Genomic DNA, 14,454 nt, shown 5'->3' with positions numbered 1-14,454 from the left:
AAGGGTCAGTGTAGCCAAGCGGCACACTGATGTCCAGTCGGGGTTCTCAGAGACCCACGTTGCTCTCAACAGCTGTTCTCAACACCTATGTCTAGCCCTCGCGCTGGGTGCGCGCTTCTTTACTTCCCGCTTCACTCTCGATCCATGCCTCGGATACGGATCGAAGTGATGACGCGTCCTGAGAATTGCGCGCCGCGTCCGGTTCGTCAAGGCCCGCCGGTCCGATCGGACCCGCCAGGAGCCTTCACCGGCCACCCCCGGGATCCCCGCGGGACGCCCAGGAGGGGTCCGCGGGAGGCGCACGGCGAAGATCACCCTACTCGTCGTCGGCGGAAGAGCAAGGCACCCGCCCCGGGCACGCCGAAGGGCGACCACCCGGATGGGTGATCGCCCTTGGCGCGGGCACCTGACGTGCCCAGGGAGTCCCGAGGACTCCCGAGGTGTTACTTGACCTCGACGGAAGCGCCGGCGGCCTTGAGGGACTCGGCAGCCTTGTCGGCGGCCTCCTTGGCGACCTTCTCGAGGACCGGCTTCGGGGTGCCGTCGACGAGGTCCTTGGCCTCCTTCAGACCCAGCGAGGTCAGCTCACGCACGACCTTGATGACCTGGATCTTCTTCTCGCCGGCGCCGGTGAGGATGACGTCGAACTCGTCCTGCTCGACAGCGGCCTCGGCCGGGGCGCCGCCCTGGGCGGGACCGGCGACGGCGACGGCCGCGGCGGCGGTGACGTCGAACTTCTCCTCGAAGGCCTTCACGAACTCGGAGAGCTCGATGAGGGTCATCTCTTCGAACTGCGCGAGCAGGTCGTCCTGGGACAGCTTCGCCATGACAGGCGTCCTTCCACTATTCGGCAGGTGCCGGATGTATATGTCGGCGGGCGTACGTGGAGCCCGCTGGACCGCTGAGCGTGATTACTCGGCGGCCTCGGCGGGAGCCGGAGTACCGGCACCGCCCTGCTCTTCCTTCTTGGCGCGAAGAGCTTCCGCGGTGCGGACGAACTTGGAGGGCAGGGCCTGGAAGACCTGCGCCGCCTGCGTCTGCTTGCCCTTGAAAGCACCGGCCAGCTTGGAGAGCAGAACCTCGCGGGACTCGAGGTCCGCGAGCTTCTTGATCTCATCGGCGGACAGCGCCTTACCGTCAAGGACACCGCCCTTGATGATGAGGTTGGGGTTGTCCTTGGCGAAGTCACGAAGACCCTTCGCCGACTCCACCGGGTCACCGGTGACGAAGGCAACCGCCGTCGGACCCGAGAACAGGTCGTCCAGCGCGTTGATCCCGGCCTCGTTGGCCGCAATCTTGGTCAGCGTGTTCTTCACCACGGCGTACTGGGCGTTCTCACCGAGCGAACGGCGCAGCTCCTTGAGCTGTGCCACGGTGAGACCCCGGTACTCGGTCAGCACGGCGGCGTTCGAGCTGCGGAACTGGTCCGTCAGCTCGGCTACCGCGGCAGCCTTGTCGGGCCTTGCCATGAGCGTCGGCCTCCTTCCGGGTGATGAGGACCGCTCAGAAGGGGCCGGGAAAGACGAAACGCCCCAGCACAAGTGCCAGGGCGCAGCTCGACCGAACAGAGTCCGGGAGCGTTCCACAGTCACCTGCGCAGGTCGTCCGATCTAGCGGAACCTTCGGTCACCGTCCCTCTGACGAGGCACAGCGACGACCAGCGGTCTTTGGCTTCTTGGTGAGAGTACGCGACCGGATGCGGGAGGAGCAAATCCGTCCCTGTTCGTCCCTTGCGGGAGGTGTCAGGAGGCGCCGCCCGGGGTAGCGCCCTGCTTCAGCAGCTCCTTGAAGTCCACGGTGTCCGAGGCCTCCGGCCTCTGCGAGGGGACCTCCGTGCCGTAGTCGCTGTAGAAGAGCGTCGAGTTGAACGTGCCGGTCTTCATCTCGCCGCGCTCGGTCTTCTTCACCAGCAGGTCGTTCTCGTCGACCCAGATGTCGACGATCTGGGTGGTCACCCCGGCCAGCGCCAGCTGCTCCTTGAACGCGGCCAGCTGCTCCGCGTCCAGGTTGCTGTTCTTCGCGGTCAGCTCGGCCACGTCGACCGTGCCGGAGTAGTGCGTCGCGGGGACCCCGCGGACGTCCTCCTGGCCGACCTTCTTCACGTCGCCGGAGGCCAGGAGCGCCTTCACGCCCTCCTCGGGCGTGCTGTTCTGGATCTGGTCCTTCATGACGTCGCCGGAGGCGCCGCCCAGCTCGGCGAGGTCCTTGTAGGAGTACCGGATCCAGTTCTTGCCGCCGGTGTTGGCCGTCATGCCGCCGCCCACGTTGGCGTAGTACTCGTCCTTGAAGTAGCGCGCCTCGACCGATCCGTCGCCGCCGGCCTTCTTCAGGGCCTCACCCATGGTGCCGCCGGTGTAGGTGACGGTGAGCGCGCCGGAGAGACCGTCGGCCCAGCCGATGACCCCGGACTGCTTCATGGACATCGTGCTGCCCATCTCGGTGGTGCCCTCGACCTTCGCGGACCGGGCGCCGCCGGTCTTCTGCTGGACCTGCTTCAGGGCGGCCACAGGGCTCGCCTTGGCGACGGCGTCCGCCTTGCCCTTCGCGGAGCCGCCGGCGCCGTCGGAGCCACTGCAGGCCGCCATCGACGTCAGTGCCGCCGCGGCGGCGAGAGCCGTACCCATGCGTCGTGCCGTGCTCGTCCTCATGCTGTCGGTCCACCCCTCGTGTCGTCCGTCGTCCCCAGCACAACAGTGGCACAGGGCACTGACAGGCATGGGGCCTTACGGATACGAGGACGGGCCCCGCACCTCGAAAGGTTGCGGGGCCCGTTCACACAGTGCACGCGTGGACGCGGCTACCGGGTGAGCACGAGGGCTCAGACGGCGGCCGGGTCCTCCTCGACGAGGAGGTTGCGGGTGCGGTTGGCGTCCAGCGGGATGCCGGGGCCCATCGTGGTCGTCAGAGCGGCCTTCTTGATGTAGCGGCCCTTGGCGGCGGACGGCTTCAGACGGAGGACTTCCTCCAGCGCCGCTGCGTAGTTCTCCACCAGCTTGGTCTCGTCGAACGAGACCTTGCCGATGATGAAGTGCAGGTTGGAGTGCTTGTCGACGCGGAACTCGATCTTTCCGCCCTTGATGTCGTTGACAGCCTTGACGACATCGGGGGTGACGGTGCCGGTCTTCGGGTTCGGCATCAGACCACGCGGACCGAGCACGCGGCCCAGGCGGCCGACCTTGCCCATGAGGTCCGGGGTGGCGACGACGGCGTCGAAGTCCAGACGACCCTTGGCCACCTCGTCGATCAGCTCGTCGGCGCCGACGATGTCGGCTCCGGCGGCTTCCGCGGCCGCAGCACGGTCACCGGTCGCGAAGACCAGGACCCGGGCGGTCTTGCCGGTGCCGTGCGGGAGGTTCACGGTGCCGCGGACCATCTGGTCGGCCTTGCGCGGGTCAACACCCAGGCGGAAGGCGACCTCGACGGTGCCGTCGAACTTCGTGGTGGCGGTGTCCTTGGCGAGACGGACGGCCTCGAGCGGGGCGTACACGCGCTCCCGGTCGATCTTGGCGTCCGCAGCGCGGAGGTTCTTGCTGCGCTTCACTTCTGCTCCTGTGGTTTCAGCGTGTGGAGTCGTGGTGCGGACCAGCGCTTGGCCCTACCACTGGGGGTTACGGGGCTGGCTCAGCCTTCGACCGTGATGCCCATGGAACGGGCGGTGCCGGCGATGATCTTCGACGCGGCGTCGAGGTCATTGGCGTTCAGGTCGGGGAGCTTCGTCGTGGCGATCTCGCGGACCTGGGCAGCCGTCAGCTTGGCGACCTTGGTCTTGTGCGGCTCGCCGGAGCCCTTCTCCACACCCGCGGCCTTGAGGATCAGCTTGGCGGCCGGCGGAGTCTTCGTGACGAAGGTGAAGGAGCGGTCCTCGTAGACCGTGATCTCCACCGGCACGACCATGCCACGCTGCGACTCGGTCGCGGCGTTGTAGGCCTTGCAGAACTCCATGATGTTGACGCCGTGCTGACCGAGCGCGGGGCCGACCGGCGGGGCCGGGTTCGCCGCACCGGCGTTGATCTGGAGCTTGATAAGCCCCGTGACCTTCTTCTTCTTGGGAGGCATTGCTCTCTCCGGGTCCTAGTGAGAGTGTTTCGCCGCCGATCCGGTCATCCGGATGGAGGCATACCGCACAACGATAACGGGTATAGCTGTGCGACCAAAAACCCAGCAGGTCAGAGCGGCTGCGAAGCCCCTCTGACCTGCTGGGTAGGCATGTGTCCAGAAAGCGGCGGGAAGCGCCTAGTTCTTCTGGATCTGGTCGAAGCTCAGCTCGACCGGGGTCTCGCGGCCGAAGATCTCGACGAGGCCCTTGACCTTCTTCGAGTCGGCGTTGATCTCGTTGATCGTGGCCTGCAGCGTGGCGAACGGGCCGTCGGTGACGGTGACCGAGTCGCCGACCTCGAAGTCGAGCACCTGGACCTCGACCTTGCGGGCCGGAGCCGGCTTGCCCTCGGCCTCGGCGGCCTCGCGGGCGGCCTTCTCCTCGGCCTCCGGGGCGAGCATCTTGACGATCTCGTCCAGGGTCAGCGGGTACGGGTCGTAGGCGTTGCCGACGAAGCCGGTGACGCCCGGCGTGTTCCGCACGACGCCCCAGGACTCGTTCGTCAGGTCCATGCGCACCAGCACGTAGCCGGGGAGCTTGTTCTGCCGGACGTTCTTGCGCTCGCCGTTCTTGATCTGGACGATTTCCTCTTCAGGCACCTCGGCCTGATAGATGAACTCCTCCACGTTCAGCGAGACGGCACGCTGCTCCAGGTTGGCCTTCACGCGCTTCTCGTAACCGGCGTACGTGTGGATGACGTACCACTCGCCGGGGAGGGTGCGGAGTTCGTCGCGCAGGGCGGCGATGGGGTCGACGGGGGCGGCCGGCTCGGCCTCCTCCTCGTCGGCGACCTCGACGGCCTCTTCCTCGACGGTCTCGGCGGCCTCATCGGCTGCCGCGTCCTCGCCCTCGGCGGCCTCGGCCTGGTCCGGCTCCACGGAGTCAGCAGCCTCAACGATGTCGAGCTCGTCCTTGGCGGACTCTGAGGCGCCGGCCTCGGGCTCGACGGCGTCGTTCAGGTTCGGGTCAGACACGATGGCTGCTTCTTCCTGGATACAAAGGGTGGAACGTGCGAAAGGGGCACCGGGTCCGACGCCTTCCGCGTGATCAGCCGAAGACGTACTTGACGACCCGGGCGAAGCCCATGTCGAGAACGGTAACAAGACCGATCATGACGACGACGAACACGATCACCACGGAGGTGTACGTCGTCAGCTGGCTACGCGTCGGCCAGACAACCTTACGGAGTTCTGCGACGATCTGGCGGTAGAACAGCGCGAGCCGACCCAGAGGGCCCTTCTTGCCGCGCTTTCCGCCCTTCCGAGTCTTCTTCTTCGACTCGGGAGTTTCATCATCGGCATCAGGCATGTCGATGGAGCCCACGGCGTCCGTCACGCTACTCACCTGATTCCGGGTCGTGGCCGTGCCGCGCCCGGTGGAGCCGCACGGCTGTGCAATGAAGTACGTACATGCGCACACATCCTGGCGAAGGAGTGTGTAGCAGGGCCGGAGGGACTTGAACCCCCAACCGCTGGTTTTGGAGACCAGTGCTCTACCAATTGAGCTACGACCCTTGGTGGTTTCCACCAACCTACCGCATCTTCCCCGGTGAACGGGTGTGGATGTCGGTGCGGCTGGTGAAGGCCAACGACAGGTGAGTGTACGTGCTCAGGGCCGCTGCGTCGAACAGACAACTACCGACCGGTCCTGTCCGGATGCTGTCCGGGTCCTGTCCGGTCCATGAAACCCCTGCACCGACGGCTTTGGCGGTCTGCAAGCATGGGGGCCATGAGCGCTGCAACTTCACCGTCCGAGCGCCGGGTTTCCGCCCGCATCGGCGCGATCTCCGAGTCCGCGACCCTCGCCGTCGACGCCAAGGCCAAGGCCCTGAAGGCCGCCGGGCGTCCGGTGATCGGCTTCGGGGCCGGCGAGCCCGACTTCCCGACGCCCGACTACATCGTCGACGCCGCGGTCGAGGCCTGCCGCAACCCGAAGTACCACCGCTACACCCCCGCAGGCGGGCTCCCCGAGCTGAAGGCCGCCATCGCGGAGAAGACCCTGCGTGACTCCGGCTACGAGGTCGACGCCAGTCAGATCCTGGTGACCAACGGCGGCAAGCAGGCCATCTACGAGGCCTTCGCCGCGATCCTCGACCCGGGCGACGAGGTCATCGTCCCCGCCCCGTACTGGACCACCTACCCCGAGTCGATCCGGCTCGCCGGCGGTGTCCCGGTCGAGGTCGTCGCCGACGAGACCACCGGCTACCGGGTCTCCGTCGAGCAGCTGGAGGCCGCGCGCACCGAGAAGACCAAGGTCGTCCTGTTCGTCTCCCCGTCCAACCCGACCGGCGCGGTCTACAGCGAGGCCGACGCCGAGGCGATCGGCCGCTGGGCCGTCGAGCACGGCCTGTGGGTCCTGACCGACGAGATCTACGAGCACCTCGTCTACGGCGACGCGACCTTCACCTCGCTCCCGGCGATCGTCCCCGAGCTGCGCGACAAGTGCATCGTCGTCAACGGCGTCGCCAAGACGTACGCGATGACCGGCTGGCGGGTGGGGTGGATCATCGGCCCCAAGGACGTCGTCAAGGCCGCGACCAACCTCCAGTCGCACGCCACCTCCAACGTCTCCAACGTCGCCCAGGTCGCCGCGCTCGCGGCCGTCTCCGGTCCGCTGGACGCCGTCGCCGAGATGCGCACCGCCTTCGACCGCCGCCGCAACCTCATCGTGCGGATGCTCAACGAGATCGACGGCGTCTTCTGCCCGGAGCCCGAGGGCGCGTTCTACGCCTACCCGGCGGTGAAGGACCTGCTGGGCAAGGAGATCCGCGGCAAGCGCCCGGCCACCACGGTCGAGCTGGCCGCCCTGATCCTGGACGAGGCGGAGGTCGCCGTGGTGCCCGGAGAGGCCTTCGGTACCCCCGGCTACCTGCGGCTTTCCTACGCGCTGGGCGACAACGACCTGGTCGAGGGCGTCTCGCGGATCCAGAAGCTGCTGGGCGAGGCCAAGGCCTGAGAGGCCCGCGCCAACCGCTGACGAAGAGTGCCCCCCGGCCGCCGGAACCCCCTCCGGCCGGGGCACTTTTTTTGTTCGAGCGGCCCCCGGAAGGGGAAAGCGGCTACCGCTCCGGCCCGCCCGTGCGGCAGGATCTTCCGATGGAGCGTGATGTACGTCTGTTGCCCAAGGCCCACCTGCACCTGCACTTCACCGGGTCGATGCGGCCCACCACCCTGCTCGAACTCGCCGACAAGTACGGGGTCCATCTCCCCGATGCCCTGACCGGCGGCGAGCCGCCCAAACTGCGGGCGACCGACGAGCGCGGCTGGTTCCGTTTCCAGCGGCTCTACGACATCGCCCGGTCCTGCCTCCGGTCCCCCGAGGACATCCAGCGTCTGGTGCTGGAGAGCGCCCGGGAGGATGTCGCGGACGGCTCCGGCTGGCTGGAGATCCAGGTCGACCCCACCTCGTACGCCCCGCTGCTCGGCGGGCTGATCCCGGCCATCGAGATCATCCTGGACGCCGTGGACAGCGCTTCCCGGGACACCGGCCTGGACATGCGCGTGGTGATCGCCGCCAACCGGATGAAGCACCCGCTGGACGCCCGCACCCTGGCCCGGCTCGCCGTGCGGTACGCCGACCGGGGCGTCGTCGGCTTCGGGCTCTCCAACGACGAGCGGCGCGGGATGGCCCGCGACTTCGACCGGGCCTTCGCCATCGCCCGGGACGGCGGTCTGCTGGCGGCTCCGCACGGCGGGGAGCTGTCGGGGCCCTCCAGCGTGCGCGACTGCCTCGACGACCTGGACGCCTCGCGGATCGGCCACGGCGTCCGGGCGGCCGAGGACCCCCGGCTGCTGCGCAGGCTCGCCGAGCGGCAGGTCACCTGCGAGGTGTGTCCGTCGTCCAATGTGGCGCTCGGTGTCTACGAGAAGCCCGCCGATGTCCCCCTGCGCACCCTGTTCGACGCGGGCGTGCCGATGGCGCTGGGAGCGGACGATCCGCTGCTGTTCGGTTCGCGGCTGGCCGCCCAGTACGACCTGGTGCGCCGCCACCACGGCTTCACCGACGAGGAGCTGGCCGAGCTGGCCCGCCAGTCGGTGCGCGGTTCGGCGGCCCCCGTGGACGTACGCGAGAAGCTGCTGTCCGGGATCGACGACTGGCTGGCCGACTGATTCCGCCCAGCAGCGTGCGGGCGACAGACGGCCCGGCGGCCGTGAGGCAGGGCGTGGGCGTCGCGTACCGAGCGCGTACGCCCCTCGCGTCACCCCCTACAGGCTGACGCCCACCGTCACCGGCTCGTTGACCAGCGTGACGCCGAAGGCCGCGTGCACCCCGGCGACGACCTCGCGGGCCAGGGCGAGGAGGTCCTCGGTGGTGGCCGCGCCCCGGTTGGTGAGGGCGAGGGTGTGCTTGGTGGAGATCCGGGCGGGGCCGCTGCCGTACCCCTTGGTGAATCCGGCCCGGTCGATCAGCCAGGCCGCCGAGGTCTTGGTCCGGCCGTCCTCGGCGGGGAACGCCGGGGGCGTCACGTCCGGCCCGAGGCGTTCGTGGACCCGGCCGAGGAAGTCCTGGAAGGCGGCCGGTCCGAGGATCGGGTTGGTGAAGAAGGACCCCGCGGACCAGGTGTCGTGGTCCTCCGGGTCCAGCACCATGCCCTTGCCCGCGCGCAGCCGCAGGACGGTCTCGCGGGCGGCGGACAGCGGCACGCGGTCGCCCTGCTCGACGCCCATGGCCCTGGCCGTTTCGGGGTACTTGAGGGGCGCGGAAAGCCCGTTCGCCTCTTCCAGCTCGAATCGGACACGCAGCACCACGAACCGGTCGGGTTCGGCCTTGAAGCGGCTGTGGCGGTACGAGAACGCGCACTCCGTGTTCGGAATGGTCACGGTCTCCCCGGTGCGCCGGTCGTAGGCGACGACCTCCGTGATCGTGGAGGAGACCTCCTGTCCGTACGCGCCGACGTTCTGGATGGGTGTCGCGCCCGCGGATCCGGGGATGCCCGCCAGGCACTCGATGCCCGCGAGGCCCGCCTCGACGGTCCGGGCGACGGCATCGGTCCACACCTCTCCGGCCGCCAGCTCCAGGGACGTACCGGAGAGCTCGAAGCCCTTCGTGGCGATGCGCAGCGCGGTGCCGTCGAAGCCCTTGTCCCCGATGACCAGGTTGGAGCCGCCGCCGATGACCAGCAGTGGGGTACCGCTCGCGTCGGCCTCGCGGACAGCGGCGATCACCTCGGCGTCGGTCGTGGCGGTCAGCAGCCGGGCGGCGGGGCCGCCGAGCCGGAAGGTGGTCAGGGGGGCGAGGGGGGCGTCGTGGAGTTCCTGCACGGGGACAAGGGTACGGTCCGTTGCCCCGCCGCTCGTGCGGGGCCACGGACCGTATGCCTGGGCGGGGCGGCTCACACGGCCTCCGGCCGGGGCTCCCTCGCCGTCGGCGAGGGGCAAGCCCGACGGCTGGAGCGCGAGCCCGGTGGCCACGGTCCGGCGGCCCCCGAAGCGGTCGGAGGGGCACGCGGCGAGGGGCGCCCCTCCTCATCGGATCCAGTCGGGGACCCCATGCACGGATCCGCCGACGGATCCGCGGGAGAAGCGCCCCTCAGGCCGCCGCGCTCACCTCTCAGGCGAGCCGGACCACGGCCCGGGACATCCCCAGCACCTTCTTGCCGTCGCACATGGCGACCAGGTCCACCCGGACCAGGTTCTCGTCCAGCATCGCCGCGACCTTGCCGCTGACCTCGATGAGCGCACCCTTGTCGTCGTTGGGCACGACGACCGGCTTGGTGAACCGCACCCCGTAGTCGACGACCGCGCCCGGGTCGCCGGCCCAGTCCGTGACGACCCGGATCGCCTCGGCCATCGTGAACATGCCGTGCGCGATCACGTCCGGCAGCCCGACCTCGCGCGCGAACTTCTCGTTCCAGTGGATCGGGTTGAAGTCGCCCGAGGCGCCCGCGTACTGCACGAGTGTGGCCCGCGTCACCGGGAACGACTGCGCCGGCAGCTCGGTGCCGACCTCGACCGATCCGTAAGAGATCTTCGCCGTCATCACGCCTCCTCGGCGGCGCGCGCCACCAGCTTCGTGACCGCCGTGACCACCAGCTCGCCGGCCTCGTCGTGGACATCCCCGCGAATGTCGAGAACGTCGTTGCCCGCCAGGGACTTGATGCTCTCGATCGTGGACGTGACCGTCAGCCGGTCCCCCGCCCGCACCGGACGCACGTAACTGAACTTCTGGTCCCCGTGCACCACACGGCTGTAGTCCAGGCCCAGCTGCGGGTCCTGCACCACCACCCCGGCGGCCCGGTAGGTGATCGAGAAGACGAACGTGGGCGGCGCGATCACATCGGCGTGACCGAGCGCACGGGCGGCCTCCGGGTCGACGTACGCCGGATGGGTGTCACCCACCGCCTCGGCGAACTCGCGGATCTTCTCCCGGCCGACCTCGTACGCCGGAGTGGGCGGATAGGTCCGCCCCACGAAGGACTGGTCGAGCGCCATGAGCTCGCTACCTCCTGAGAAACCTGGTGAAACTGGTGAAAGACGAATGAGGGCACGCTCCCCGTGCGGGGAGCGACCCCGTACGACGAACCCCATACAACGACACGAGGCCGCCCCCAGAGGGGACGGCCTCGTGTACGAGCCTGATTCAGCGCGTTTCGCGGTGCGCGGTGTGCGAGTTGCAGCGCGGGCAGTGCTTCTTCATCTCAAGACGGTCCGGGTTGTTACGCCGGTTCTTCTTGGTGATGTAGTTCCGCTCCTTGCACTCCACGCAGGCCAGCGTGATCTTCGGGCGGACGTCGGTGGCAGCCACGTGAGTGCTCCTTGGACGGACGTTGGACGGATGAACGCATAAAAGGGTAGCCGATCGAAGGACCGACCCAACCATCGGCTACCGTTAGTAGCGGTGACCGGACTTGAACCGGTGACACAGCGATTATGAGCCGCTTGCTCTACCGACTGAGCTACACCGCTTTGATGATGAGTCCCCCCGCCGAAGCGGGGGTTCCCGATCACCAGAGCCCCAATGCGGAATCGAACCGCAGACCTTCTCCTTACCATGGAGACGCTCTACCGACTGAGCTATTGGGGCGAGCGATGAAGACATTACACGGTCCCCGGCCGGTTGCCCAAATCCGTTTGTGCCGCCTCCCCCGGCCCCTCGTCCGGGGCCTCCCACACCCCCTGATCAGGCCTTGATCCAGGACGCGTCCGCATGCGGTCCGGGCCCGGCCGGCAGCCGGGGCAGGCGCACCGGTACGACTATTCCGCTCCTCCCGGAAGCCGCCTCCGCACGCCCCTAGGGTGTGGTCACTCCGTGTGATCTTGCACCCCTCCCAGGAGCGCGATGCCTGACAGCCAGCCACGGCGGCCCGACGACAACGCGCCCGACAGCGCCGACGCAGCCACCACCGCCGACACCCCCGCCCTCGTCCTCGGCGGCGCCCGCCTCGCCGACGGCCGGGCCGTGGACGTACGCCTGAGCGGCAGCCGGATCGAGGCCGTCGGCACCGCGGGCAGCCTCACCGCCCGCGGCCCCCGGATCGACCTCCGCGGCTATCTGCTGCTCCCCGCCCCGGCCGAACCCCACGCCCACGGCGACACCGCCCTCACGGCGGACAGCCTGGGCCCCGACAGTCCGGGCCCCGCGTCCCACCGCGCCGAGGACATCCAGCGCCGCGCCACGGAGGCGGCGCTCCTCCAACTCGGCCACGGCGCCACCGCCCTGCGCACCCACGTCCGCGTCGGAGACGTCCAGGGCCTCGCCCCGCTCGAAGCCGTCCTCCAGGCCCGGCGGGCCCTGCGCGGCCTCGCCGACGTGATGCCGGTCGCGGTCCCCCGGCTCCTCACGGGCATCGCCGGGGCGGACAGCCTCGCGATGCTCAGGGACGCGGTGAAGATGGGCGCGGCCGTCGTCGGCGGCTGCCCCGACCTCGACCCCGACCCCACGGGCTACACCGAAGCCGTCCTGGAGATCGCCGCCGAGCACGGCTGCCCCGTGGACCTGCACACCGACGCCGACGACCCCGCCCGGCTCGCCCGGCTGGCCACGATGGCCGCGGGCCTGCGTCCGGGTGTCGCCCTCGGCCCCTGCGCCGGTCTGGCCCATCTGCCCCTGGACGCCGCGGCCCGCGCCGCCGACCGGCTCGCCGCCGCCGGGATCACCGTGGTCTGCCTGCCCCAGGGCGGCTGCGCCGGTTCCGAGCGCCGCACGACCGCCCCCGTACGCCTTCTGCGCTCCGCGGGCGTGCACGTCACCGCGGGCAGCGGCGCGCTGCGGGACACGGCCAATCCGGTCGGCCGCGGCGATCCGCTCGAAGCCGCCTACCTCCTCGCCTCGCAGACGGGACTGCGCGCCGAGCAGGCGTACGCCCTGGTCTCCACGAGCGCCCGCGCGGCCCTCGGCCTGCCCGATGTGCGCGTCGAGGCGGGCTTCCCGGCCGAACTCCTCGCCGTACGCGGCGAACGGCTCTCCGCGGCGCTCTCCCTCGCGTACAGCCGCATCGTCATCCACCGCGGCCGGGTCGTGGCCCGTACCAGCGCCGTACGCGAGTACTGCGACTCGGACGCCGACGCCGTCGCGGGCCTCGGCGGGCTTCCGCGCCAGGGCCGGCCCGACCCCGGTGCCGGGCCGAGGAACTGAGCGCGACCCCGCCCCCCGGCGTACGGTCGGGGTATGCGCATTGTCATCGCAGGTGGACACGGACAGATCGCACTGCGGCTGGAGCGGCTGCTCGCCGCACGCGGGGATGAAGCCGTAGGGATCATCCGCAACCCCCAACAGAGTCAGGACCTGACCGACGCCGGCGCCGAACCCGTCGTGCTGGACCTCGAATCGGCCACCGTGGAGCAGACCGCGGAGGTGCTGCGCGGGGCGGACGCGGCCGTCTTCGCGGCGGGCGCCGGGCCGAACAGCGGCACCGCCCGCAAGGACACCGTGGACCGCGACGCCGCCGTGCTGTTCGCCGACGCGGCCGAGGCGGCGGGCGTCCGCCGCTATCTCGTCGTCTCCTCGATGGGCGCCGACCCCGGCCACCCCGGCGACGAGGTCTTCGACGTGTATCTGCGGGCCAAGGGCGCCGCCGACGCGGCCGTACGCTCCCGCACCGCGCTGGACTGGACGATCCTGCGCCCCGGCATGCTGACCGACGACGCGGGCACCGGCCAGGTCCTGCTGGCCGCCTCGACGGGCCGTGGCCCGATCCCCCGCGACGACGTGGCGGCCACGCTGCTGGAGCTGCTGGACACCCCGGCGACGGCGGGCCTCACCCTGGAGGCGATCTCCGGGAACGTGCCCGTGACGGTGGCCGTGAAGGACGTCGCGGGCAACTGAGGCCTCGCGAACGGCCGAACCGGGCCTAGGGCAGCGGCCCCCGTACGACTGTTCCGGACAACGAGGAAGCCCCCGACCGGAGAACCGGTCGGGGGCTTCGTTCGCGTGGCGGCGCCAGGGTTCGAACCTGGGTAGGCTGAGCCGGCAGATTTACAGCGGGCCGCGTTCCCCACGTGCGGCCTGCACCTTTGCCTGCGACCACGGTTACTGGGGGACATCTGGGGGATTGGCTTGCGCCCCTCAGATCCCAGAGCCGCTAGCCTCAGGCACCGACAGCAGGCGACGAGTGACTATCGTTCGACTCGCTGGACGATACATCTGGCCAGGTTCATGAAGTTCGTGATCGATGGGGCTTCCAGAACCAAGAGCTTGGGCGCACGCTCGCTACCGTCTCCAAGACCGCATCCGCTCTCAGCCACCAGAGGCGTGAGCCAGCGGACCGTATCGCGCTCAGCAGCAAAGAAGATCACTGGCCGATCCGCCCACGGATGTTCGCCGGAGTGGCTGCGGCAACTCGCAGCCGTGAAGCACCCAATCGATGTGAGGGCGTACGAAAGACCTGCCACCCCAAGTTCCAGGGCTTCCAAGGGCACCCCTTCGTCGGAGTCTAGGCTCGCTTCCCGAACCAGTTCGCTGTCCGGGTATTGCTCGGCGTAGCCAACTGGGAGGTATTCAAGTTCCCTCTTCTCTATCGCCTGGGCCAGGCAGTCGAACTCAACCTCGTTGCGGCTTGCTTGATCGACGAGGCTGACCAGGCGTCTTTCTTCTTCGATCATGGCGCGCGCCTCCTCGCGCCCCACCTCACCTATGGCCCAAACATCACGGAAGTAGCCGTACCCCTCTTCGTCCACCTCGTCCGGGGCGGGCAAGCCCATCGCCAGGTGCACGGGGAAGGCGGGGACGACGTCGATGTCGGCACTCGGGATCACGCAGCAGCTCCCACTGGGTCTGGACGTTTCCAATCCGCCGCATCCGAGGACAGATCGGCCCACCCCACCCTGCAATGCGCCACCGTCACAGCACAACAGATGTGCGGCGGACGTCTCCGCACCGCCGACGCGTGACGCGAGTCGTGTCGTCCCATCGCTTGCCCG

16 protein-coding genes and 3 tRNA genes are annotated in these 14,454 nt (G+C 69.3%); 4 read left to right on the top strand and 15 right to left on the bottom strand.

Annotation, left to right across the window (positions count from 1 at the left end; translation table 11 throughout):
• Nucleotides 1–443: 443 nt before the first annotated feature.
• The 8 genes from rplL to CCZ36_RS21285 all read right to left on the bottom strand — a co-directional run bounded on the left by rplL (nucleotide 444) and on the right by CCZ36_RS21285 (nucleotide 5,610).
• Entirely contained in the window at nucleotides 444–827 is a 384-nt protein-coding gene (rplL, locus tag CCZ36_RS21320; protein ID WP_065484998.1) for a 50S ribosomal protein L7/L12, read from the bottom strand.
• An 84-nt stretch (nucleotides 828–911) separates the two neighbouring features.
• Nucleotides 912–1,469, bottom strand: coding sequence for a 50S ribosomal protein L10 (rplJ, locus tag CCZ36_RS21315; RefSeq protein WP_069736447.1), 558 nt, complete (start codon nucleotides 1,467–1,469; stop codon nucleotides 912–914).
• A 273-nt stretch (nucleotides 1,470–1,742) separates the two neighbouring features.
• Nucleotides 1,743–2,648, bottom strand: coding sequence for a hypothetical protein (locus tag CCZ36_RS21310; protein ID WP_128818367.1), 906 nt, complete (start codon nucleotides 2,646–2,648; stop codon nucleotides 1,743–1,745).
• Nucleotides 2,649–2,818: 170 nt separating this feature from the next.
• Nucleotides 2,819–3,541 (bottom strand): 50S ribosomal protein L1, encoded by a 723-nt coding sequence (rplA, locus tag CCZ36_RS21305; protein WP_065485002.1) that lies wholly within the window; start codon nucleotides 3,539–3,541, stop codon nucleotides 2,819–2,821.
• 80 nt (nucleotides 3,542–3,621) lie between these two features.
• Nucleotides 3,622–4,056 carry a 50S ribosomal protein L11 gene (rplK, locus tag CCZ36_RS21300; RefSeq protein ID WP_006126872.1) on the bottom strand — a complete coding sequence of 145 codons (435 nt, stop codon included), beginning with the start codon at nucleotides 4,054–4,056 and terminating at the stop codon, nucleotides 3,622–3,624.
• Between the two features lie 177 nt (nucleotides 4,057–4,233).
• Nucleotides 4,234–5,070 (bottom strand): transcription termination/antitermination protein NusG, encoded by an 837-nt coding sequence (gene nusG, locus CCZ36_RS21295; RefSeq protein ID WP_069736445.1) that lies wholly within the window; start codon nucleotides 5,068–5,070, stop codon nucleotides 4,234–4,236.
• A 73-nt stretch (nucleotides 5,071–5,143) separates the two neighbouring features.
• A complete protein-coding gene (gene secE, locus CCZ36_RS21290; RefSeq protein ID WP_069736508.1) occupies nucleotides 5,144–5,431 on the bottom strand; it encodes a preprotein translocase subunit SecE in 288 nt (95 codons plus the stop codon).
• A gap of 106 nt (nucleotides 5,432–5,537) precedes the next feature.
• Nucleotides 5,538–5,610 (bottom strand) — tRNA-Trp (locus CCZ36_RS21285).
• A gap of 214 nt (nucleotides 5,611–5,824) precedes the next feature.
• On the opposite strand from CCZ36_RS21285, the gene CCZ36_RS21280 reads away from it, so the two are divergent.
• Together CCZ36_RS21280 and CCZ36_RS21275 are read left to right on the top strand one after the other, a co-directional pair.
• Nucleotides 5,825–7,051, top strand: coding sequence for a pyridoxal phosphate-dependent aminotransferase (locus tag CCZ36_RS21280; RefSeq protein WP_128818366.1), 1,227 nt, complete (start codon nucleotides 5,825–5,827; stop codon nucleotides 7,049–7,051).
• Between the two features lie 140 nt (nucleotides 7,052–7,191).
• Entirely contained in the window at nucleotides 7,192–8,205 is a 1,014-nt protein-coding gene (locus tag CCZ36_RS21275; protein ID WP_069736444.1) for an adenosine deaminase, read from the top strand.
• Between the two features lie 96 nt (nucleotides 8,206–8,301).
• Here CCZ36_RS21275 and CCZ36_RS21270 read toward each other — a convergent pair whose 3' ends face one another.
• From CCZ36_RS21270 to CCZ36_RS21245, 6 genes are all read right to left on the bottom strand, one after another.
• Nucleotides 8,302–9,357, bottom strand: a complete 1,056-nt coding sequence (locus CCZ36_RS21270) for a UDP-N-acetylmuramate dehydrogenase (protein WP_128818365.1) — start codon at nucleotides 9,355–9,357, stop codon at nucleotides 8,302–8,304.
• Between the two features lie 289 nt (nucleotides 9,358–9,646).
• A complete protein-coding gene (locus CCZ36_RS21265; protein ID WP_069736442.1) occupies nucleotides 9,647–10,075 on the bottom strand; it encodes a MaoC family dehydratase in 429 nt (142 codons plus the stop codon).
• The gene (locus CCZ36_RS21260; RefSeq protein WP_069736441.1) at nucleotides 10,075–10,527 is read right to left on the bottom strand and encodes a MaoC family dehydratase N-terminal domain-containing protein; all 453 of its coding nucleotides are present in this window, start codon (nucleotides 10,525–10,527) and stop codon (nucleotides 10,075–10,077) included. Before CCZ36_RS21260 ends, CCZ36_RS21265 begins: the two co-directional genes overlap by 1 nt.
• A 148-nt stretch (nucleotides 10,528–10,675) precedes the next feature.
• The gene (gene rpmG, locus CCZ36_RS21255) at nucleotides 10,676–10,840 is read right to left on the bottom strand and encodes a 50S ribosomal protein L33 (RefSeq protein ID WP_003956487.1); all 165 of its coding nucleotides are present in this window, start codon (nucleotides 10,838–10,840) and stop codon (nucleotides 10,676–10,678) included.
• A gap of 88 nt (nucleotides 10,841–10,928) precedes the next feature.
• Nucleotides 10,929–11,001, bottom strand: a tRNA-Met gene (locus CCZ36_RS21250).
• 45 nt (nucleotides 11,002–11,046) lie between these two features.
• Nucleotides 11,047–11,119, bottom strand: a tRNA-Thr gene (locus CCZ36_RS21245).
• Between the two features lie 255 nt (nucleotides 11,120–11,374).
• Between CCZ36_RS21245 and CCZ36_RS21240 the strand changes: the two genes are divergently transcribed.
• The gene (locus CCZ36_RS21240; protein WP_069736440.1) at nucleotides 11,375–12,670 is read left to right on the top strand and encodes an amidohydrolase family protein; all 1,296 of its coding nucleotides are present in this window, start codon (nucleotides 11,375–11,377) and stop codon (nucleotides 12,668–12,670) included.
• 33 nt (nucleotides 12,671–12,703) lie between these two features.
• Nucleotides 12,704–13,360, top strand: a complete 657-nt coding sequence (locus CCZ36_RS21235; RefSeq protein WP_128818364.1) for an SDR family oxidoreductase — start codon at nucleotides 12,704–12,706, stop codon at nucleotides 13,358–13,360.
• 290 nt (nucleotides 13,361–13,650) lie between these two features.
• Here CCZ36_RS21235 and CCZ36_RS21230 read toward each other — a convergent pair whose 3' ends face one another.
• Nucleotides 13,651–14,289: a hypothetical protein gene (locus CCZ36_RS21230; RefSeq protein WP_128818363.1), complete on the bottom strand. Its 639-nt coding sequence runs from the start codon at nucleotides 14,287–14,289 to the stop codon at nucleotides 13,651–13,653.
• Nucleotides 14,290–14,454: the final 165 nt, after the last annotated feature.

The sequence above is a fragment of the Streptomyces sp. S063 genome (assembly GCF_002832675.1).
Taxonomy (GTDB): domain Bacteria; phylum Actinomycetota; class Actinomycetes; order Streptomycetales; family Streptomycetaceae; genus Streptomyces; species Streptomyces sindenensis.
The sequence above is the reverse complement of the archived record's forward strand: the minus strand, read 5'-3'. Positions and strand labels throughout refer to the sequence as shown.

Bases quoted from the DNA above. Each gene is read 5' to 3' on its own strand.
- CCZ36_RS21240 (WP_069736440.1), top strand. From the start codon at position 11,375: ATGCCTGACAGCCAGCCACGGCGGCCCGACGACAACGCGCCCGACAGC.
- rplJ (WP_069736447.1), bottom strand. From the start codon at position 1,469: ATGGCAAGGCCCGACAAGGCTGCCGCGGTAGCCGAGCTGACGGACCAG.
- CCZ36_RS21235 (WP_128818364.1), top strand. From the start codon at position 12,704: ATGCGCATTGTCATCGCAGGTGGACACGGACAGATCGCACTGCGGCTG.
- rplL (WP_065484998.1), bottom strand. From the start codon at position 827: ATGGCGAAGCTGTCCCAGGACGACCTGCTCGCGCAGTTCGAAGAGATG.
- CCZ36_RS21265 (WP_069736442.1), bottom strand. From the start codon at position 10,075: ATGACGGCGAAGATCTCTTACGGATCGGTCGAGGTCGGCACCGAGCTG.
- rplK (WP_006126872.1), bottom strand. From the start codon at position 4,056: ATGCCTCCCAAGAAGAAGAAGGTCACGGGGCTTATCAAGCTCCAGATC.
- CCZ36_RS21275 (WP_069736444.1), top strand. From the start codon at position 7,192: ATGGAGCGTGATGTACGTCTGTTGCCCAAGGCCCACCTGCACCTGCAC.
- CCZ36_RS21280 (WP_128818366.1), top strand. From the start codon at position 5,825: ATGAGCGCTGCAACTTCACCGTCCGAGCGCCGGGTTTCCGCCCGCATC.
- CCZ36_RS21310 (WP_128818367.1), bottom strand. From the start codon at position 2,648: ATGAGGACGAGCACGGCACGACGCATGGGTACGGCTCTCGCCGCCGCG.
- CCZ36_RS21260 (WP_069736441.1), bottom strand. From the start codon at position 10,527: ATGGCGCTCGACCAGTCCTTCGTGGGGCGGACCTATCCGCCCACTCCG.